Origin of the sequence: Gloeocapsopsis sp. IPPAS B-1203 (assembly GCF_002749975.1) — a bacterium.
In the GTDB taxonomy this organism is placed as follows: domain Bacteria; phylum Cyanobacteriota; class Cyanobacteriia; order Cyanobacteriales; family Chroococcidiopsidaceae; genus Gloeocapsopsis.
On sequence record NZ_PEIG01000016.1, the window covers coordinates 46,427 to 67,653 of the forward strand.

A 21,227-nucleotide genomic window follows, 5' to 3' on the forward strand; every position below is an offset into this window, starting at 1 on the left:
TCAAGTCACCGAAGTAGGAAGTTCAATTATAAATAGCGTGCCCTTTCCTACCTCGCTTTGAACAGCAATCCTGCCTTGTAATTTTTGAGTAACTAGGTTGTAAGTAATATGCAATCCCAATCCTGTTCCTCCTTTCTCTCTGGCAGTTGTAAAAAAGGGTTCAAAGATTTTTTCTAAAATTTGTGTAGGGATACCAGTACCGTCGTCACGGTACTGAATTACGACTTGGTCGTTATGTTTTGTCACATCAAAACGCAAATGACCTTTTGCTTGTTGTGAGTAGCCATGAATAAGTGAATTTGTCATTAAATTAGTCACTACTTGAGCTAATGCACCAGGATAGCTGTGAATCGCGATCGCATCGTTGCCTTCAATTGTTACGGTGTGTAAGTTTTTTCTAAATTGAGGCGAGAGACTCATCACGACTTCCTCAAGGTAATGCTTAACAGAAAATGTGCGTTGCTCTAGGCTGGATTGATCGACAGCAACTTGTTTGAAGCTTTGCACCAATTCACCCGCACGATTGAGGTTATTTAAAATTAAGTTAGTACTTTCTTGAGCAATATCTAAGTAATTATTTAAAGTTGAACGCTTGAGTTGTCCTGTCTTGACTGTCATCATGAGCGATCGCGTTTCATCCATTAAAGTTGAGGCAAGGGTGACGCTAGTTCCGACTGGAGTACTAATTTCATGGGCAACACCTGCAACCAAACTACCCAAAGCCGCCATTTTCTCAGTTTCGACTAGCTTATCTTTCATCCTAGTCAGTTCATCAAATGCTTGTTCTAAATCAGCACTCTTTTTTTCAAGAATGCTTTGATATTCTTGCAAATCGCCAATGACACGCTTGAGCAGAAATTCCTTGCTACGATTCGTTGCTTCTAATCTAGCGCGATCAATTTCCGAACGTTCTAACTTCTTTTGAAGAATGCGAATTTCTCTATTTAGTTGTTTAATCTCAAGCTCAAATTTTGGAGACATAAGCTATCATTGGCTGCCAATCAATAAAGTGACAAATGTCGTATTGTGGAAAAAAGTTTGCCCTGTATTGCTCAGTGGTGCAATCTCTCCATAAGTGTAAAAACCGCACCCTGCTATGACTTGTTTTGAGGAGTGAGCGATCGCTTGGTATTCTTCATTTGCCCGTGTACCTAAAATGTGCCGTCGCCAAGCACACGAGAAAAATAGTGCTGCTTCTGGTGCTTGCCCTGGATATTTTGCCCATGCTTCTATAGAAGCCGTTTGTGAAGCAGTAATAACATCATCGATAGAAGCATCTGTAATCTGGACAACGGAATGCTCAGGGATATCTCCTGAAACAGTAATGCTACCTTGTTCTAAATCGTGACCTACTGATCCTCTTAAAAAAAATTGCTCTTCACCAGGTGGAAACACAGCAAGTGGGTAAACAGCATCAGGTGCTGAATTGTTTAAATAATAGTGATAGAAATCTAGAGCGGGCTTACCATCAATTTCATAAATAATATTTTTGTTGACTTTCGTAATCAGACTGCGTTTGCCAATAGGACGCCACCCACCCGCCACACCATAGGAAAAGAATAGTTTTCCAGCCACAAGAAGCACAGGAACTGCGTCACTCAAAACCTCTGTGTTGAAGAATTGATAGGTACGTTTGTATTGCCATTGATCTGCAGCAGCGCCACCAAAGATTGGGATTGTTCCTAAAGCTGCTTTTAGCCCTTGCAAAATCGAAACTGTGGAGGTAGTTAAACTCTCTGGCACAGTAATACAAAATTGAATAGGTAAAGTGAGGCGGTGTTTTGCCGTTTCAACTGCTTGTTGAGCGATCGCCTCTGGGTTTTGAGACACATTGCGCCCAATAGATGCTCGAAATTCTATATTGTCTGCACAAAAAAGCATCAGTGTCAATGAGTCTTGCTGAAATTCTAAAATTGAGGAAATTTCACCATCTGTTGTTCCTCCAATCAATTCAATCTTAGGAAAGGCTTCATTAATCTGTTGCAGAATTAAATGATGATCGAAGTCGATTGCAGCAAATAAAAGTCCTGCTTGTGGTGTCTGTGCTAGAGTACTCCGACACTGTTGGATAACTTCCTTGACAGCTTCTAGCGAATCAGGATCGCTACTATGACCAATCGCTACTTTTAACATTTTTAATAAACTGCTTTGATCGCAATGTAAATTTTAGCTATCAAATAAGTAGAGTAAGGGTAGGTATCTTGCCTGCCCCATAGTTTGTATTTCATTTGTTGACTACTTAGATACCTTCACAAGACTATAGTTCCCCAAAACATTGAGCAGTTATCATTAAGCACACTTAAAATAGAGAAAAAATTATTGAAACTTGCGATCGCATCTGACTTTTTACATTAAAAAATTGTGTTATGTCATTTCACGAGATGGTAGCTAACAATAAATTTTTCCCTCTTTCTGAAGCTACTTGTTTGTAACCAAATTAAAGTTAAACGTTCTTAAGTAAGTGCTCTACTGACGAACATTGTGTGGTTTTTTCGTATCAAGTTTTATGGGTACAAAAGAATTAAGAATTATAGTAATGGAAGTAAAGCTTAGGACATTCTAGAAGCTTAGAGCCAATATCCCAACTAAGCTTTTAACCCTAACTCCTGACTCTGTTATAGTTCAAACTACTGAAATAAACAAAAAGGACAGGCTAAAACCCGTCCTCAAAGAAGAATTCAATTAAACTCAAGTTTAGAAATTCATTTCTGCTGCTTGGACTTTCTCAACTTGCTTTTTCTTCAGTACTAGTAGTACTTGACATAGCATAATTGCGGCTAAAAATGCCATCAACCATTGAATTCTTGCGGTACTTTGGAGCACAATTTCACCGTCGTCTTGACCAAAGCCACCGACGTTCGGGTTATCAGTCAAAGCATCGCCAGCTGCTACTGCTTGTCCTTCGGAGACAATCAGTTTTGGTCCTAGAGGAATTGTCTCAACGACTGTTTCACCTGAATCAGCATTAATAGTGACTTGGTACTGTGTTGTTCCGTTTTCATCAGTAGTTTGAGCAATTTTAGCAATTGTTCCTGCGGCTGAGGCGTTGTAAACTGAGTTGTTACTTTTCTCACCTGTCGGGTAAACTTGACCTCGTCCGCGATTACCACCTACATGAACAGGATATTTGCCAAAGTGAATATTTTTGTCTGATCTTGGATCGGGTGATAGTACTGGAAAAACGATTTCTTGATACTGTTCGCCTGGTAGAGGTCCAACGATGACAATATTGTCTTTATCTTCGCTATAGGGTTGGAAGTAAAGATCGCCAACTTTTTCTTTCATCTCCTCCGAAATGCGTTCAGGAGGGGCAATCTTAAAGCCTTCCGGTAACATTAATACTGCGCCTACATTTAGCCCGCCCAAAGAACCATCACTAAGAACTTGCTGAGTGTTGGTGTCGTAGGGAATTTTTACAACTGCTTCAAATACAGTATCGGGAAGTACAGATTGCGGTATCTCTACTTCTGTAGGTTTAGCAGCTAAGTGACAGTTAGCACAAACAATTCTTCCTGTAGGTTCGCGGGGAGTTTCGGGATAGGTTTGCTGTGCCCAAAAAGGATAAGCAGCAGCTGACTGGGGAAGTACCAGATCGCTTGCTAGCAAGAAGGTGACAGTAGCGATCGCGATAACTAACGTTTTGACAATCGCTGTTGATAACAAAGCTTTTTTCATCAGTAACCAAACACTTATTTGTGACGAAGGTGCAAATGTATAGGTTATTGGCTAGTGTTTAGTGACTAGTCACTAGAACGCAGCACTTTTTTAAGTCCACCAAGGCGATTCACCAGTACGAAAATCTGTTTCAGTCCAAGGCGTGATGGAAATTTTATCGTCTTCTGGCTTAACATGGACGAGTGCTAACGATAGTGGTGCTGGACCTCGAACAACTTTGCCAGTTTCATCGTACTGCGAGCCATGACAAGGGCACTTAAACTTGTTTTCTGCGGCATTCCAAGGAACAACACAACCAAGGTGGGTACACACCGCGTTCATTCCGTAATCGCCAATTGCTTCTTTACTTTCAACGACAATATAAGTCGGATCGCCTTTGAGTCCTTGGGCGAGTACGCGATCGCCTGGATTGTGCGTTTCTAAGAAGTTACTGACGCTAATATCGTTACCTAGCGCGTCTTTTGCTTTGACACCACCGCCAGCACCACCACTGTTAGGTGGAATAAAGAACTTCACTACCGGATACAATGCTCCTAAAGCTGTTCCGGTAATCGTACCAAAGGTGAGCAAGTTCATGAATTGACGACGCCCCATATCGGGTACGTCCATGGATTTAGACATTTGAGCCATAATTTCTGCGCTTTGCTTGTGTCTTTGTTAACAACGCTGAGATTTGCTCCCAGAACCTCACTTATCCTCTGTTGAAGTCGGTCTACCACGACTTACAACAACTTTCAAGTCCCTCTTTTAAGAGTGTTTCCAGCCTTTTTCAGAGGATCATTACATTTCTTTATATTGGTATCATACCTGAGTTACGCAGCTTTACTTTATAACGAAATGTAAAAGGTCATCGGTAACGAAATGACAGGCAAGGAGTTACGCCAGCTATTGTTGAATAAGTGGGGGCGATCGTACGATGTCCAGTTACGACGTGTCCAAAGCAAAGTTTTTCTGCAGGTGATGTGGAAGTACCTAGAACAAGCGTCTTTCCCGCTTACCGAAGCAGAATATCAAGAACATTTGGATGCGATCGCCAATTATCTTCATGCTTTAGGCGGAACGCAGCAAGTACAACAATTTATTGCTCAAACTCGCGAACGTCCTCGATTAGGTAAAGCCGTTAGTATTCCCCTCGATTTAGATTTGGGTGAACGTGCTTCGGAGTGGCTGATCTAGGAGGGGTCAGAGGTCAGAGGTCAGGGGGAAGAGTTATAAAATTCTACTGCCAAGGGGAACATGGCGATCGGGCTGAATGAGTACCACTTGCCCATCGTCTAAAACAACACCCAAAACTAACACTTCTGACATAAAATTTGCAACTTGACGCGCAGGAAAATTGGTGACAGCTAAAACTTGTTTACCTATTAATTCTTCATGCTGGTATTTAGTAATTTGAGCGCTAGATTTTTTAACTCCTAAAGCACCAAAATCGATCCACAGCTTATATGCTGGTGTTCTAGCTTCTGGAAAATTTACAACTTCTAAAACCTCACCAACGCGAATTTCTACTTTCTCAAAATCGCTGTACGTAATTTCTGTCATTTTCCAATTAACTTAACAGCACCAATGCCACCAAAGTAAAGCCCTAATACTGCACCAGCCAATAAGCTTTGTGTCAGAGGATCAGTTGAGGGTGTTAAGACTGCGCCTAAAATGACTCCGCCTAAAATAACATAGCGCCAACCTGACAGCATCTGCTGAGAAGAAACAATGCCTAATGCCCCAAGCAACAGTTGAATCACAGGAATTTGAAAAGCTAAACCAGTACTAAACAACAGTAGCAGCACGAACTCAAAGTAGCGGTCAATTGACCACAGTTGTTCTACAACATCAGCACCATAGTTAATAAAAAACTTCAATGCAGCAGGAATCAGGGCAACATAAGCAAATACCAATCCAGCAGCAAACAACACTGTTGAACCTAAAACAATTGGTGCGACTAAACGGCGTTCGCGACGTGTTAGCCCTGGTAAGACAAACTGAATAATCTGATACAGCACAAACGGGCTAGCTAAGAGTAACCCACTATACCCCGCTACTTTGATAGAGACAAAAAAGTATTCTCCTGGCGCTAGCTGCAGAAACTTAACTCCTTGCGCCGGAACTTCAAGCAACTGCACAATTGGTTTAACGGCAATAAAGCAGCCAATCACGCCCAAAACTACAGCAATTAACGAGTAAAAAATCCGCTGTCGTAACTCTTCTAAGTGATCGAACAGCGACATCTCTACTTCATCAGGCAACTCATCATCGTGGTTTTCCAAATCCTGCTTGTTTATCTCAGGCTTGGTTTCTTCCAAGTCAGTCGTTGGATCGGGCATAGTTGCACTATCTAATTCTGAGGGCGGCGTCATGAGTCAGCTTCATCGCAAGATTTATTGACTATTTTATCTGTCAGATAGAAGTTCGTAGCCAAAAACTATAGCAGAGGTCAGGGGTTAGGCTTCAAAGTGAGTTAGAGCGACGGTTTGCGTTGCGTGCGGAGGTTTCCTATATTGAGCAAACTTTACAAGACAACGATTCTAAGCATTTATAGTGTCTTAACCATGTTGACCATTGCTATAGAATTTGAGTTTACTCTATATAGGCGAACTCTTTGTATGGCAATTATACTATTGTACTGACGCAAAAATTTCAGGTAATGTTTGAATTTATTGGGGTTGACCGTTCTTATTTAAATAGCCCTGTTGGATCAAAAATGCTTTTAAAGCTGTTGGAAAATCAAGATATTTACCAATCTCGCGATCCTCTTGATAAATCGTCAAGCCCCAATCAGAAGTGCGATCGTAGTTAGCAAGCATGAACTTCCAGCCTTGTTCGTATTCTCCTAAAAGGATCTTTTGTGCTACATATCCAGCCAAAATCCCATTAACTTCATACTGTTCTTTTTTACTTTGTAAAAATGCTTGATACATCTCCCAAGCATGAGATTTGAGATACTGAGTATAGCTACGAGTCACGTTTTCAAATTTACCATCTCTCATTAAATAAATTTGAGATGGCGGAAAAGAGGCTGCATAAGAGCTAAAGGCATACAAAAAAGCGTTATCTACACTCACAAATTCAAATTTTCCATCTGCATTTAAATCTTGAAAAATTCCTCCACGACTATCAAGTAAACCTGTTTCTGACTTCATGAGTTGATTATTTCGTTGCGTGTAAATGGTATAATTAGTACAACAATGAGCGCCTCCACTAAATGTCCTAATAACAACTTCAGGTGTTCCGTTACCATCTAAATCTTTCAGGAAAACACCACCAGTAAATTGAGTTAAAGTACTAGAGCTTAATTGAGAAACACCATCATATGAAATTTGATAGTGTAAATTATCAATTTCATCAAAAGTCTCTTTTTTCTCATAGCTAACATCAACTTCTAGCTTTCCAAGCCTTAATTTTTCATTTTTAAATGATGCTGTATCATAGTCTATTTCAATAACAGTTTTAGCACTTGCTGGATTTGTCAGAGATAATAAAGTTAAGAAAATAAAATAACTACTTATTTGCTTAATTAGGCTGTTCATAAAGGCGCAAAGCAAGTATATAAATAATAGCTATTCAAAGATATGCTAAAGTTTGACAATCGTCAGCTGTACAATTACATAATTGATAAAGTCCTCATGTATGAATCGTAGATGCCCTGCGACTGAAGTCGGGGCTATTTAGACTAAGTGTACTTTCGTACACTAAAATAAGATTTTTTAAAGTAAATCCAAAGAAGTAGACCTTATTTGTTTAGCAGCGAATTCATTCGCCTAGCATTTTTGTATTTTGTAATTGACTAGCGATCGCCTTCAAAATTCACTTTTTCTGACTCCGCTTTGATTTATGCTTTGGAGGAGTTCTATGTGCGCCGAAATATTTTTCACTACGGTAACGCAGCCACACTCTTAAGACTTGAGGAATTTGGTCTTTTTGCTCTGGTGTTAGAGTGTCGTAGAGTTGTAAAGCGCGATCGCGTTCGTGACGACAAGCTGCATTGTTGTGTGCATCCCAATAACTCCTCGCTACACGAATCCGACGACAAACTTCCTTAATCAGTGCTTCTTGAGTGAGTGGAGTATCTTTATCTTTTTTAGTAGGCATTGATGTCAACGCTGGAGCATATATATTCATCTTATGATGGTGATTGAAATTGCAGCTATACAATTGTCAATTTATGGCGTTTTTCTCACTGCTGCTAAAATGAACTCAATTGCTGCTTGAGTATGTTTTTCTACCATTTCTGAACTGAGGCGATCAATGTCCGGCGTTAAGTGCTTCCAGTTTTCTTGCACTGTGAAGTAGAAAATACAAACACTTAAGATATGAGTCAGTGCTAAAAAGGGATCGAGTGTCCGAAAACACCCTTCTACCATGCCACGTTTGAGAATATTAAGTAAATACTTGTGCAAGCTCGACACGTTAGCTTGCTTGAAATACAAACCCTGATTTTGACTTGCTTCTTGAAACCACAGCATTTGGCGGTGCAGATTCTTAGCCTCGTAGGCGATCGCAGTACGAATTACCTCTTTGAGAGCATCTTCTGGTGACAAATCATCAAGTTCCAGTTGATTCACCATCAAGTGAACTTCATCAATCGGACGCTGCAAAACTGCTTTATATAATCCTTCTTTGTTATCGAAGTAGTAGTGAATCATTGCCGTTGTAATCTTGGCACGAGTTGCGATCGCACTTAACCGCGCACCGTGTAAACCATGCTTAGCAAACTCAACTTCTGCTGCATCAAGAATCTGCTGCTGTGTTACTTCAGCATCCCGTATCTGACGAACAGATTTAGTAACACGCTTAGTTCTAGGTGACTGCGCCACAGCATCACATCCGTAATTTGCTTGTTTATGATAGCAAGAGAGTAAGTTGCTGTTGAGAATATCCCAATTGACTCAGTGATATCTTTGTCATAAACTAATTAAAAAATTAATTAGTAAGTGCAAGCTCTATATGACCATGCTGCAAGGCGCACCCTGGCTTTTAGCACATCGCTCCATGCTTAAGCCAAATCAGCCAATGAAGGTTTCGCTCTATGGCAACGATTATGTTCTCTGGCAAGATAGTGTAGGTGCAGTAAGTTGTTTACCAAATGCCTGCCCGCATATGGGAGCAATGCTGTCAGAAGGATGGTGTGTTGCTAAATCTGATGGTAGTAGTACAGTAGCTTGTCCGTTTCATGCCTTAGAGTTTGATGGCTTAGGCTGTACAGTGATACCAGGTGCTAACAAGCCAACAAAACCTTTGCTGCAGCCACTAGAGTTAATTATTCAAGAAAACTTTATTTGGACATACGGTGGACAAGAGCCAAAAATTCCTATTCCAGTTGTCCTGAATCAGATAGCAGGTGAATTTGAATTAATTGGCTACACAGGAGAGTTTAGTGTTAAAACAAACCTCCTCAGTATGCTGCTCAATATGCACGATTACAATCATCAAAACGGTACGCATCGCCCATTATTTGAGATCGAAGAAGTACAGTTTAAGCAATTTCTTGACAACGGACATCACTCTCACGCTTACTTTGATATGCCTCGGACTCAACCCAAACCGCGCGATCTTCTCAAAAAGCCCACACTTCTGGTGTTACCAAAAATCCTTCAAGTTCACTTGGAAAACTGTTTCCCTTGTTTAGTCATTGTTCACGCAGAAAGTCCAATTGCAAGTATCAGAGAATGTCACGTATTTGTTCCCGCAGCTTCAAGCGTAACCCGCACTTACGTTCTTATGTTTGCAAAAATTCATCATCCTTTGGCGCATCTTATCAAGAAGAATTTCTTACCATTAGCTGAAGTTGTTGTCAAGCAGGATGCTGACATTTTAGAAAAGCTGTATGCCAACACCCCACAGTATATCAAGCTAAACAATGAAGTCGGAATGGACTGGGTACGCAGAAATTTTGAGAGTTTTCCTCAAGTAGTAGAGCCAAATCTATCGCGATACTGAATTAATTAGAAGTAACAACGGCAGAGATAAAACACTCCGCCGCTTATAGTATAGATGTCACCTAATCAATAACTAAACTGGTTCTCTAACCCGTGGAGGTTCTTCGACAACTGTTTCACTAAAAATACTCAGGTATAGCCAACCTGCAAGTAATGCACCTAAAATAGGAGCAACCCAGAATAACCAAACTTGACCAAAAAGTGCTCTACCAGCAAAGATCGCTGGACCAAAACTGCGGGCGGGATTCACTGAGGTATTAGTCACTGGAATGCTAATCAGGTGAATGAGTGTCAAGCCAAAACCAATTGCTACAGGTGCGAGTGCTTTAGGCGCGCGACTATCAGTTGCACCCAAGATAATCATTAAAAACATGAAAGTCATCACAACTTCAGTGATGAAAGCTGCAAATAGATTATAGCCACCTGGCGAATGCACGCCGAATCCATTTGTCGCCAATGGATTAGAACCTGTGAGTGTAAAGTTTGAGTTACCAATAGCAATTAAATAAACAACTCCTGCGCCGACAATAGCTCCAATTACCTGTGCAATAATATATGGAAGTAACTCAGAGCCAGGAAAACGTTTACTTGCCCACAATCCAAACGAAACCGCTGGATTAAGATGACAACCTGAAATATGACCGATCGCATATGCCATCGTCAATACAGTCAAACCAAATGCAAGCGATACTCCCACAAAGCCAATTCCTAGTGGAAAAGCTGTGTTGACACCAATTGTAGAACTATCAGCCGTGTAAGCTGCAGAAAGTACTGCACTACCACAACCGCCTAGTACAAGCCAAAAAGTGCCTATAAATTCAGCTATACAACGTTTTGTCAGATTCATTTAGTAGAACTCCTTTAATCAACCAAAGAAGGCAATATAAGAATGGCAGCATTTACTATAGGAAAGTTAAGAAGTCTGTCTAATGCAGTGTTAAAAATTGCACCATTCGTATAGGTTTAATCTTCTTTTAGTTATGTAAATTAATCAAAAAAAACATGAGATATAGTATGGATTAGGCAAGATGCTTAACTAAAACTAACTTCACATTTCATTCAAGTAACTTACTTAACTCAAGTTCGACATATCTTTAGTTTGCTTCAGATTAAATCGGAAAGATAAGAAAGTTATAAGGTATTTATAAGAAAGAATTTAATATTCTAAAAGAAAAATATGCTCAGCTTTTAGTCAGTATGTTACAGTAATCAACGCTTTTAAGACTTAAATTCTTCTTTTTAAAGAAGTTGTAGTATAAACGACAACGCAGTGTTGCACAATCGCCTTCCAATCTTACAATTCCTAAACTTTCTAGCTTGTAGGCAATGCTAGAGTCAACAACAATTGCCTCTTGAGAGTTTATCAATCGCTCGATAGTTAATAGTAATGAACTGTCTGCTTGAAGAGTTAGCCAAATATATCGTAAATGATTCTGATAAATTCCTGCTAGTGTTGTTGCTTCTCGTAGTAATTGCTGTACTTGGTAAGTGAAAATCTCATCTGTTGACGCTGAAGGAACAGAAGTCGCAAGGTGATAAAAAGCAAGTTGGATAAGAAAGGGATGTCCCCCTACCCAATCCATAAGTTGTTCAACGAGAGAGGAATTTTCGCAAGGCAATTGATAGGATAAAGCCAGCCTTTGCACTTCCTCAAGACTAAATTCAGAAAGACGAAGTGTAAGTCCTGTATTCAACGGTAGCTGCTGGTGGAAATTGAGAGATACACAAGTATCTGTTGAGGACACCAGAACCAACCGCAAGTTTTGTAAAACTTGATCGTACCTAGCCTCTTCATTTAGCGATCGCAGCAAAGGTAAGAACTCGCGATAAACATCAGGATATTCAAATAAGCGATTAATTTCGTTCAAAGACAAAACCAACGGCTGATTAATTTGCTCTAAAAGATAATGCAAGTAAATAATAAAACTAACTTTACAACCAAGTTCGCAGTCCCAGTAACGCTCCAAACAGCATTCAGTTTGCAACTGCAAACTGATAGTTTTACACATCCAACGCAACAACCTGTCTAAATTTGACAGAATACTTTGATCGGCTTGTTGAAAATCAAGGTGTACTGTATGATAACCGAGTTGCTGAGCTTGATGCAGAATCCGTAATAATAGGGAACTTTTACCCATTTTGTGGGGGGCTTTAATCCAGATTAAGCTTCCAGGCTGGCGCAGTTCTGCATAAGCTTGGGTTTGGATAGCTAAACGCTCAATATAGAATTTAGAGTCTAAAGGAAGTGGACTACCTGGATACTGAGGTACATCAATTTTGGATTTTACTTGTCGCACGTCTCTGCAGCGATCGCGATCAATCGAATTAGACGAAAATACTCCTGTGCCATCCAAAATCTGTTGGTGCTTGATGGCAACAGGTGTAGCCTGATGGTTGCGAATATGATGAAAAAGGCTAAAGTCTAAAGGCTCTAGTGTTAAATTCAGGGCTTGAAAAACTAAACGAAGCGATTCTTGATCTACACCAATTTGCGCTTGCAAGATTTTGCGCACGGTAGCAGCATTTAATCCTTGAGGTTCGATGAGTTGCGTTTTTTCGGCAATTCGGCGCGGCGTTATCTTTTCGCCATTTTCAGTAGTAAGCTGCTCAATTTGAGCGTATAGCTTCTGTAGTCCTGTGTGTGTGAGGACTGTCCCTCGATATCGTTTAGGTTTGTGCAATTTTTGCTTCCAGATTAAAGATAAAATTTCGAGTCAGAAGATAAGGCTAGTGAAACGCTCGTGGTTAGTTATAATTTATTCTTCAGCTTTATTATTAGGGTTTCCAGTTAAATTAAGTAAATTGACTTAGGCAAAGTTACTACTAGAGATTATTAAACTAGAAAAAAATAAAAACTTTATAAGAAAAAAATCTGAAAAGGGTAAGTGAAATGACTAGATGACAGCACATACTCTCATCTAGTGACTTAGTAGCAGTTATGACAGAATCAAAAAATAAAGATCAACAGCATCCGCTCTATAACCAAGACCGTGCCCTGATTAATTCTTTACTGACTGCGGCGCCAAGTGATTTGAATTTAGTGGAACTTGCGCGGATGCGCATTCGTTATAACGGTTTTCCTGGGGCGCGAGATCTCCAAGCTGACTTGGATCAAGTTATGCAAAGATGGAATCTAACCGAAGCAGAACTTTTTGAAAAGACTCGTCAGCTTCATGCCACTCAGTCAGTGTACGTTAGTCGTGGCAATAAAAGCGAGACAGAAGACTGGAGTTAAGTAGGTAGGCGTCATTAGACTACTCTATTGACAAGTCAAGCGAACTTTCGAGCGAATCAAAATTCTGTGGATTAGGTAAAGCTTGTGTACCTGCAGTTTTTGCAGCATCAGGCGATCGCTCTAATAAATCCTCAAGCCTTTGTAAAGCTGTCACAGTTGAACGATCAATCTGAACAGTTTCATTTTTTGTCGGATCGGGATTTTTGAGGTTTGCGTTTTTCACAGTGTTGGATACAGAGTCTAAAGTTTGGGCAACTTCGATTTGCTGTTGTAGTTGATCGCTAGAAGACACCAAACCACTCAACCCGTTAATAAGCCGCCGCACATTTTCACGAAATGCTGGATCTCCTGTTAGTTCATCTAAATCAGAAGTAATTTTCTGTGCATTCTGAAACGTTACTCTAGCAGAATCTAAAGTTTGTTGGAGTACGAGAACATTGGTAGGAGTATTCAGAGCAGCAGAGATATCACGTAAATTTGCGGATGCTTGTGCTGCATTCGCTGATAATGTTTCCAAGTTTTGAATGAGTTCTCCTTGCGTGAAGCGATCAACGGTAGGTGAAAGCGCACCAACAGTGAGACGTAATTGTTCGCTACTTTGGTCAATATTTTCTAAAACTCTCACAAGTGTTGTGCGGTTAGTTGTCACTAAATCATCAAGATTAGTGACGAGGCGATTTACTTGAGTTGTCGTTAAGCGAATTTGATCAGCAGTTGCACCAAACTGTGCAGCAGTTCTTGTTGTGGAAGCTGTGATTTCATCTGCTGCTCGTTGTACCGAGTTGGCTGTGGCTGACAAACTGCCAATTTGTTGTTGTGTTGCGCGTGTCAAGCTAGAAAGTTCGCGTGTCAGTTGTGCAACTCCTGCTGCTGCTTCTGAAGCATTTTTGGTTGCTTCGTTAACAGTATTAACGAAATTAGGATCGCTGTAAGCCGTTGTAAAGCGGGTAGTAGCAGAGATAAGTTGATCGAGACTAATACCAATTTCACCTTGTAAACGAGCACCATGACAAACAATTAGCGTGCGATCGCAATTGGGATCGAGGGGTAACGCACTAACTGCGTCGGTTGGCAGTGTTTTTTGTGGTGTAATATCGACGCTGACTTCACTAATTAAACCTGATTGGTTAGCGGCAATTTGGATATCACGGGGAATGATTAAGTTAGCTGGGGCAATTTCTACACTGACTTCGACACCATTAGGTCCAGGACGAATCGCAGAAATGTTACCAACGTTGACGCCACGGTAGCGCACAACTGCGCCTTCTTGCATCCCACCAACATTTGCAAACTCAATGATTGCACTGTAGCTGCGTCTACCAAGGGTGACTCCTCGTAACCACAAAACCAATCCGACAAATAAACCTACTCCTAAGAGTAATAACAACCCTACAGAACCTTCTCGAACTGAACGCGATCGCTGCATCTTTTTATCCCCCTGCCCTTACTGTAAACTGCGTTACACAATTTTGAATTCTAGGTTTTAAATTTGAAACACTGTCTGAGATCGAGTCCGGTTCATAAGTTTCTAATTTCCGAATTTATGTACAAAGCCTTAGAATTCCTCTACTCCTGAGTGTGAGTGGCTCTCTGCAAAACAGGAAAGCTTTTGATAGAGAAAAAGCTGTGTTTGACAAGGATTATAGGTCATTAATATATGGCAGGGATGAATCTAATGCCAATTTTCTCAAATGAGGCAACAGAGGTTATCAGAAGTAAAGTGTGTTCACGCGCAAGAGATTCAATAGAGTGAAGACGACTTTTTTTTGAGCAGCTTGCATGAATCAGTCACGCAGCGGCAGTTTAAATCTGTGGGAATGTGAGAGAAGTTAAAGGGCGATCGCATCTAGTTAGTCTAATCAGGCGCAAGGAATTTAAGAGTGTCTCCAGTTTCGCTCGGTTGCCTCATCGGCTGGAAATAAACACTCAATTCGTAGTTCCTGAAGAGTGATGTCGTAAGGAGTACCCAACGTGGCGATCGTCGAGAAAAATTGCCAACTGAGATCGTTTTGTTTGAGGTGAATGGTCAAGAGCAAAGTATTCTGTGCGGCTCGGTTTGAGGTGTTCCAAATCTCAGAAACACCAGGATAACTCATCAGTTCGTCGAACAGCAAAGTGGACTGTTCGCTCTCACCGACTGAGTTTGCCTCTCGATGCATCCGCCCAAGTAAATGTCCTGCAAATTCTTGCCAGTTGGCGATAAATGGACGTAGCCCCTGTGAATGAAATACCACCCGCATCAAATTGATTTTTCCGTCAATGCAGAAAAGGGTTTGTAATCTGCTTGGATGAATAAAAGTAGTGAGGAGTCGATTGGCTCCATTGTTAGTCAGCAGTAAATTCCAGTAGCGATCAACCACGATCGCAGGTAATGGTTCTTGCTGTAGCAACAAGAAATCGAGTGCTTGGCGAATTGAGGTCATTTCGGGAGCAGATAGATCAGTTTCTGTGTGAATGGGAGCAAATCCCGCCGCCGTCAGCATTAGATTTTGCTGCCTTAAGGGAATTTCTAAAACAGTCGCTAATTCTAGAACCATCTCCCGACTGGGTTTAGCTCGACCCGATTCAAGAAAACTGATATGCCTCTGCGATACTTCACTTTCTAAAGCTAAATCGAGCTGACTGAACCCTCGTTGAGCGCGCCATTGTTTGAGAAGTGTTCCAAACGAATGAGCTTCGCTGGAATTAGAAACCATTGAACGTCGTTGCATCGTAGGAATAGCTTGAGACAATAGATTTGATTACCTTAGAAGTAATTGTTTCTATTATCTCCCCTTGACACGATCGTGGTATACCTACTCACAGGGAAGAAACATGATTCAGTCAATTGATCGATCGGCAAAAACAGTTTTACCTAGTTTATTTAACCTGCGATGCGATGATGGCACTCGTTTATTCTACAAAGACTGGGGTACAGGTAAGCCCGTTATCTTTATTCATGGTTGGGCACTTAACGCCGATATTTGGGAGTATCAGATGACCGAATTGGTCAACCGAAATTTGCGCTGCATCGCTTATGACAGGCGTGGTTGTGGACGCTCTAGCCAGCCTGGAGGAGGCTACGATTTTGATAGACTTGCTGACGATCTGGCAGCACTGATCGAACAGCTTGACTTACACAAAGTGACATTAATTGCTCACTCGATGGGGGGTGGCGAAATCGCTCGCTATCTGTCGCGTCACGGTGACGATCGCATTGATCGCGTTGTGTTCGTTGCTGCGACCACTCCTTTCCTCTTGAAGACGGCAGATAATCCAGATGGAATAGACAAGAGCTTTTACGATAACATGATTGCCGAGGTGAACAAAGATCGTCCGCACTATCTTGCTACCGTTGCACCCACATTTTTCGGTGTAGACCTGCTGAATTCTGTTTCGTCTGAAATGATGCAATGGGCAGTAGGACTGGCACTTCAAGCCTCCCCAAAAGCTTCAATTGACATGATTCGTGCGCTTTCGGAAACCGATTTTCGAGCTGATCTGCGTAACGTCACCGTACCGACGTTGATTTTGCATGGCGATCGCGATAAGTACGTACCCATCGAAGTTTCTGGATATAAGACCGCGCAGTTAATACCGAGTAGTCAACTCAAATTGTATGAAGGTGCAGCGCACGGTTTGTTCATTACTCATAAGGATCGTTTCAATCTCGATTTACTGACATTTATTCAAGGCTAGTTGGTTCGTACCAACTCTATAAAATTGTATAGTGATTGTCTAGTGCCTAACCAATAACATGAATTGGTCCTTCTACATTGCCACTAAAAAACTGCTGAATTAGGGGATTGTCAGAAGCGTCAATATCGGTTACGGAACCTTCCCACTGAACTTTTCCTTGGTACAGAAAGACAACGCGATCGGCAGTACGGCGGATTGTACTATCTTGGTGAGTCACAATGGCGTAAGTATTACAATTCCCTGTACTACATTGTAAGTATCGAATGAGATCTTCAATGACTGTAGATGCGATTGGATCAAGTCCAGCAGTCGGTTCATCGTACAGTAAAACGGCTGGAGAGTCTTTGATATTATCGGGATTAGACATAACTGCGCGGGCAAAACTGACACGCTTGCGCATTCCACCAGACAGTTCGCTCGGATAGCGATCGCCAACTCCAGTTAAGCCGACCATCTCTAATTTTTGATTCACTAATTCACGAATCCGCGATCGCGACAGATGAGAGTGCTGATAGAGCAAAAAACCAACATTTTCTTCAACAGTTAATGAATCAAACAATGCTGCTTGCTGAAACACCATACCAATGCTGAGCGGGTCTGCGGCATCTTCAATTAAACCTTGGCGCATCTGTCCTTGGATATAAATTTCTCCTGCATCTGGTGCTAATAATCCAGCAATAATACGCAATATTGTCGATTTCCCTGTTCCCGAAGGGCCAATAATTGCCAGGGCTTCTCCTTGATAAAGCGTTAGATCTGCTTCATCTAAAACGATATTGTTACCAAATGCTTTGCTCACGCCTTTGAGTTCAATTATCGGCTCAGCCATTATAAGAGGTTGGGGGTCAGAGGTCAGGGGTCAGGGGGACAGAGAGTTATGAGTGATGAATGTGTTGAGTGTTGAGTTATGAGTTAAGACTCTTTTTTTAATTTAAAACTCACGCACTGATCGCTAGTAACTAGCTAAAGCGCCACTCTTTCACTCACTCCTCACCCCTCACCCCTTCATCATGTTCTATTTTTAAACTACCTGATAAATAAAATTGAAGCTTGCCCAAGTATTAACATCTAGAGCATAAGTATCGGTAGCTGCACCGATTGTTTCTGGCGCGATCGCACTGGCGTTTTGTAAGTCACGCAACAGCGCTTGAGTAATTTCTAGAGGATTTGACAAAACACTAATATACTCTTCAGTGCGCAGATCTTCTCGCGAAGCATCTAAAGCGGCAAGAGTCTGAGTAAATTTACTTCTACTAAAGATGATTTGAGTTTCGCACACAGCAGGAGGACCGTGAAGTATCCATTCAAAATCAATCTCGGTTTGGGGTACAGCTAAAGTTGCTCCAGGAGCAATTGCTATATCTTGCGCTCCAGGTGTTGTCTCCATACTATCACTAGCTGCGATCGCCTTTCCTGGAAATAGGACAATCGCATTTTTGCTGCTGTCTAAGCCAATGAGTAATAAGTAAACAGAGCGATCGCCGTAATTAGAAATTTTATACTTAATCCGGCTACCAATCGGTAATGTTGGAATACCAGAACCTGTAACAGTAGTTGGCGGAGTACCACTTGCCGTTTCCTGTTTAGCTTGTTGAGAGTGGTGCGTTTCACGCTGAATAATAACTTGCTTTTGGGCACTGACAACTTCTAAAGTAGCTCTGACATCTAATTGAGAACTTTCATTACTTGTCAACCGCCACAACTTCGCTGCTAAGAGTGTTTGTAATTTAGGGATCAATCGCTGTACTGCTACTTTAACGGCTTCTCCTGCTTCTCCAGCAGTATTAGGAATTAATTCCTGAGCCAGTGTAAATAAGCCATAACGGCTAGCAGTTGTTGATTGGGCTTCTGGTGTTGTTTCTTGTACTCGGCTAAACAAATAATCTGCTGGTTGCTCTCCTGCATTCACTAATGTCACAATCGAGATCGTAGAGAATGCGCTAGTAGCATCTACGCGTTCAATTCGTTCGAGTCCAGGATCTAAAGCTATATTTAGATTAATGTTACGCGGCACAACTCGAATTGCTTCTTGGACTAATTGACCAGGTTGCAACGTATTTTCAGTTTCATTTATTAGTAAGGCTTTTGCTGTTAAACCTGTACGCGATCGCATTTGTAATTGCGCTTGAGAGGTTGAGTCTGTTTCACCTATTAGGGAAGTAACAACCTTAAAGCGAGAGTTTGCACCGTAGTATTGCAAAAGCGTTGGTTGTAATCCTGCCAACCATAATTGTGACGTTTTGCCGTCGTCCTCTACACTTGTCACTACACCATCTGCACTGATATTGTTATCAGGTATAAAGTGAGGCATAGTAGCCTGTACTTGGCTGTTTTGACCACATAGTTGTGGCTGTTGCTGTCCTACAATTTGCTCGACGACTCCACTTGCTTTACTTAAGCTAACGTGAATAGTTGTTGCTGGAGTTGCTTCCCACAATGACTGAGTTAAAGCATAAGTAAAGACTCCTGCACTAAAACCACTCCATTGTGCCTCGGTAGCCGGTTGATCTGTACGCGATGCAGTCATAAACAATCCTGGTAAATTGACTGCATGAGGTGATCCTAAGAGTTGATGAGGTGCAATCTGATGTATAAGTTGCTGCTGAAGTTCTAACTCAAGTGGATTAATTTGCCCTCGTCCATGTGGGTAGGAACGAAATCTTAAGTTATTTGGAACCGCTGCTAATGTATTGCGAGTATGGAAACTAGTATCGAGAATTGTTGTGACGTTCTCTGTTCGTAGCGATCGCAACAGTAACCACAGTGTTTCTTCTAGTAAGTCATTAACAATTGGTACTTCGGATGAGACGATCTCACCATCTATCGGAACTAAACTACTAATTGCCAGATCTGATGGTGCTGGCTGGATTTCTGTATTTTGCTGCGAAGAGAACTGCTCGTCACTCAACTCAATGCAACGTCCATACCCACTGTAGTGAAAGACAACAGTATCACCTGGCTGGGCTTGTTCAGTCAAATGTTGTAAGAATGCCGCTTCAATTTGTTGTCGAGTAGCTTGTTGATTGCTCAAAGTAACAATATCTGCTGCTTGAAAACCAAAGCGATGAATCAGCAGTTCTCTTTGCAGTTCCACATCAGTCAGGCAACCGTTCAATCGCGCAGACGAGTATTCATTAATGCCTATTAACAATGCCAGTTTTCGTGGTGTAGATTGAGCTAAAGCTGAGCCGTAGCGATCGCTCAACCTGAATAAATCAAGTTCACTTATGCCCAAGGCTGTAACAATTCCGCCAGCCGCTTTTAAAAATTCCCGCCGCTTCATATTTTAGCTATTAGCCATCAGCTTTCAGCCTAGCAGAGAGTAGGGGTGAGGAGCGAGGAGCGAGTAATTAGTTTTGAGTTTTGAGTTTTGAGTTTTGAATAAAGAATTTTTTTAACTCAACCTCAATATTCTTAACGAGTAACTCTCCGTTTCCTCTGCACCTGAAGCCCCTCTGCTCTATTTTGCTTCTACTGGTATCCGCATTGCTTTCGCCAATTCTGCTGCAACTTCAGGGCGCGAGAATTCTGGTGGTGGTAACTCTCCACGACGGAGCATTTCTCGTACTTTGGTTCCCGAAAGGTGAACCCGTTCTTCTGGTTTGCTTGGGCTTGTTTTTGTTGTTGCCATTTGCTGAGTCCGCTGGCAAAAAAAAGCGTGTTCAAACATCATTGGTGTGATGCCCAACTCTGCTGACTCAAATTCATCAAAGATGTATTGCGCGTCGTATGTACCGTAGTAATCGCCAACACCTGCATGATCGCGTCCAACAATAAAGTGAGTACAACCATAGTTCTTACGAACCAGCGCGTGGAAAATTGCTTCGCGGGGTCCAGCATACCGCATTGCTGCGGGGTTAATTGCTAAGATAACGCGGTCTTGAGGGTAGTAATGTTCCAGCAAAATTTCATAGCAGTTCATGCGCACATCTGCTGGAATGTCGTCTTCTTTTGTTGCACCTACTAAAGGATGCAAAAACAATCCATCAACAGTTTCTAGTGCGCACTTTTGAATATACTCGTGGGCGCGGTGGATAGGATTACGAGTTTGAAAGCCGACAACTGTTTTCCAGCCTTTTTCTTTAAACATTTGTCGCGATGCGGCTGGATCGATTTGGTATTTAGGAAATAGTGAATGAGGGTCGCGCTGTAATAACCAAACTGGACCAGCAAGATTGACTGAGCCTTGATTGTAGACAACCTTTACACCAGGGTGCTTAATGTCATCAGTACGATAAACATTGACAGCTTCTTTCGCCTTGTCGTAATGATATTTTTGTGTAAGTTGTAAGACACCAATAAATCGACCATTAGTATCGTCTAAACGAATCAAGCCGCCTTCTTTGAGCGGTTCGGCGATCGCTTCATCTACTGATAGCGTAATTGGAATTGACCACGGTAAACCGTTTGCTAATCGCATTTGGGCGACTACCCGTTCGTAGTCTTCATGTTCCATAAATCCACTTAGTGGGCTAAAGCCACCAATTGCGATCATTTCTAAGTCAGAAACGGCTCGCTGATCAAGTTGGACTCGCGGTAAAGAATCAGCTTTATCTAAAAATTCTTGCTTTTGTTCAGGTGTAGCGACACGATTGATCAACTGCATTCCGTGGGGAGCGATGCCGTCTCGATAACTCATCTTTTTTAGATTTTATTTAGATTTGCGCTGCAAGCATATAGTAGCAAGATGTCGCCCAATAGAGAAG

General features: G+C 41.6%; 20 protein-coding genes. 4 read left to right on the plus strand and 16 right to left on the minus strand.

All coding sequences use genetic code 11. The annotated features are described in order from the left end of the window. The 4 genes from CSQ79_RS22450 to petC all read right to left on the minus strand — a co-directional run bounded on the left by CSQ79_RS22450 (position 1) and on the right by petC (position 4,305). The gene (locus tag CSQ79_RS22450; protein WP_099703350.1) at positions 1–981 is read right to left on the minus strand and encodes a sensor histidine kinase; all 981 of its coding nucleotides are present in this window, start codon (positions 979–981) and stop codon (positions 1–3) included. A 6-nt stretch (positions 982–987) separates the two neighbouring features. Further along, entirely contained in the window at positions 988–2,133 is a 1,146-nt protein-coding gene (locus CSQ79_RS22455) for an FIST signal transduction protein (RefSeq protein ID WP_099703351.1), read from the minus strand. A 561-nt stretch (positions 2,134–2,694) separates the two neighbouring features. Further along, positions 2,695–3,675 (minus strand): cytochrome f, encoded by a 981-nt coding sequence (gene petA / locus CSQ79_RS22460; RefSeq protein WP_099703352.1) that lies wholly within the window; start codon positions 3,673–3,675, stop codon positions 2,695–2,697. 90 nt (positions 3,676–3,765) lie between these two features. Further along, positions 3,766–4,305 (minus strand): cytochrome b6-f complex iron-sulfur subunit, encoded by a 540-nt coding sequence (gene petC / locus CSQ79_RS22465; protein WP_099703353.1) that lies wholly within the window; start codon positions 4,303–4,305, stop codon positions 3,766–3,768. Positions 4,306–4,536: 231 nt separating this feature from the next. Between petC and CSQ79_RS22470 the strand changes: the two genes are divergently transcribed. After that, positions 4,537–4,851 carry a DUF3067 family protein gene (locus CSQ79_RS22470; protein ID WP_099703354.1) on the plus strand — a complete coding sequence of 105 codons (315 nt, stop codon included), beginning with the start codon at positions 4,537–4,539 and terminating at the stop codon, positions 4,849–4,851. 33 nt (positions 4,852–4,884) lie between these two features. On the opposite strand, the gene CSQ79_RS22475 is transcribed toward CSQ79_RS22470, so the two are convergent. The 5 genes from CSQ79_RS22475 to CSQ79_RS22495 all read right to left on the minus strand — a co-directional run bounded on the left by CSQ79_RS22475 (position 4,885) and on the right by CSQ79_RS22495 (position 8,486). Continuing rightward, on the minus strand, positions 4,885–5,217 hold the full coding sequence (locus CSQ79_RS22475) for a tRNA-binding protein (RefSeq protein WP_099703355.1): 333 nt from the start codon (positions 5,215–5,217) through the stop codon (positions 4,885–4,887). After that, positions 5,214–6,029 (minus strand): twin-arginine translocase subunit TatC, encoded by an 816-nt coding sequence (tatC, locus tag CSQ79_RS22480; RefSeq protein WP_099703356.1) that lies wholly within the window; start codon positions 6,027–6,029, stop codon positions 5,214–5,216. Before tatC ends, CSQ79_RS22475 begins: the two co-directional genes overlap by 4 nt. A gap of 297 nt (positions 6,030–6,326) precedes the next feature. Continuing rightward, complete coding sequence (locus CSQ79_RS22485) at positions 6,327–7,199, minus strand: hypothetical protein (RefSeq protein WP_099703357.1); 873 nt, start codon at positions 7,197–7,199, stop codon at positions 6,327–6,329. A gap of 277 nt (positions 7,200–7,476) precedes the next feature. After that, entirely contained in the window at positions 7,477–7,791 is a 315-nt protein-coding gene (locus tag CSQ79_RS22490) for a Precorrin-3B methylase (RefSeq protein WP_502693958.1), read from the minus strand. 41 nt (positions 7,792–7,832) lie between these two features. Further along, positions 7,833–8,486 (minus strand): TetR/AcrR family transcriptional regulator, encoded by a 654-nt coding sequence (locus CSQ79_RS22495; protein WP_099703358.1) that lies wholly within the window; start codon positions 8,484–8,486, stop codon positions 7,833–7,835. A 136-nt stretch (positions 8,487–8,622) separates the two neighbouring features. Here CSQ79_RS22495 and CSQ79_RS22500 point away from each other — a divergent pair, with 136 nt between their 5' ends. Next, positions 8,623–9,609: a Rieske 2Fe-2S domain-containing protein gene (locus CSQ79_RS22500; protein ID WP_099703359.1), complete on the plus strand. Its 987-nt coding sequence runs from the start codon at positions 8,623–8,625 to the stop codon at positions 9,607–9,609. Between the two features lie 72 nt (positions 9,610–9,681). On the opposite strand, the gene aqpZ is transcribed toward CSQ79_RS22500, so the two are convergent. After that, on the minus strand, positions 9,682–10,455 hold the full coding sequence (gene aqpZ, locus CSQ79_RS22505; protein ID WP_099703360.1) for an aquaporin Z: 774 nt from the start codon (positions 10,453–10,455) through the stop codon (positions 9,682–9,684). 334 nt (positions 10,456–10,789) lie between these two features. Further along, positions 10,790–12,289 carry an AAA-like domain-containing protein gene (locus tag CSQ79_RS22510; RefSeq protein WP_289501445.1) on the minus strand — a complete coding sequence of 500 codons (1,500 nt, stop codon included), beginning with the start codon at positions 12,287–12,289 and terminating at the stop codon, positions 10,790–10,792. A 257-nt stretch (positions 12,290–12,546) separates the two neighbouring features. Here CSQ79_RS22510 and CSQ79_RS22515 point away from each other — a divergent pair, with 257 nt between their 5' ends. After that, on the plus strand, positions 12,547–12,843 hold the full coding sequence (locus CSQ79_RS22515; RefSeq protein ID WP_099703362.1) for a DUF3288 family protein: 297 nt from the start codon (positions 12,547–12,549) through the stop codon (positions 12,841–12,843). A 19-nt stretch (positions 12,844–12,862) separates the two neighbouring features. On the opposite strand, the gene CSQ79_RS22520 is transcribed toward CSQ79_RS22515, so the two are convergent. Both CSQ79_RS22520 and CSQ79_RS22525 read right to left on the minus strand, forming a co-directional pair. Beyond that, the gene (locus CSQ79_RS22520; RefSeq protein WP_099703363.1) at positions 12,863–14,269 is read right to left on the minus strand and encodes an MlaD family protein; all 1,407 of its coding nucleotides are present in this window, start codon (positions 14,267–14,269) and stop codon (positions 12,863–12,865) included. A gap of 448 nt (positions 14,270–14,717) precedes the next feature. After that, positions 14,718–15,554: a helix-turn-helix domain-containing protein gene (locus tag CSQ79_RS22525; protein ID WP_289501446.1), complete on the minus strand. Its 837-nt coding sequence runs from the start codon at positions 15,552–15,554 to the stop codon at positions 14,718–14,720. A gap of 103 nt (positions 15,555–15,657) precedes the next feature. On the opposite strand from CSQ79_RS22525, the gene CSQ79_RS22530 reads away from it, so the two are divergent. Beyond that, positions 15,658–16,521 carry an alpha/beta fold hydrolase gene (locus tag CSQ79_RS22530; RefSeq protein ID WP_099703365.1) on the plus strand — a complete coding sequence of 288 codons (864 nt, stop codon included), beginning with the start codon at positions 15,658–15,660 and terminating at the stop codon, positions 16,519–16,521. A 46-nt stretch (positions 16,522–16,567) separates the two neighbouring features. On the opposite strand, the gene CSQ79_RS22535 is transcribed toward CSQ79_RS22530, so the two are convergent. The 3 genes from CSQ79_RS22535 to sat form a co-directional block, all read right to left on the minus strand. Continuing rightward, a complete protein-coding gene (locus CSQ79_RS22535; RefSeq protein ID WP_099703366.1) occupies positions 16,568–17,350 on the minus strand; it encodes an ABC transporter ATP-binding protein in 783 nt (260 codons plus the stop codon). Between the two features lie 192 nt (positions 17,351–17,542). Then, on the minus strand, positions 17,543–19,804 hold the full coding sequence (locus CSQ79_RS22540) for a caspase family protein (RefSeq protein WP_099703367.1): 2,262 nt from the start codon (positions 19,802–19,804) through the stop codon (positions 17,543–17,545). Positions 19,805–19,981: 177 nt separating this feature from the next. Continuing rightward, positions 19,982–21,160: a sulfate adenylyltransferase gene (gene sat, locus CSQ79_RS22545; RefSeq protein WP_099703368.1), complete on the minus strand. Its 1,179-nt coding sequence runs from the start codon at positions 21,158–21,160 to the stop codon at positions 19,982–19,984. Between the last annotated feature and the right edge of the window lie 67 nt (positions 21,161–21,227).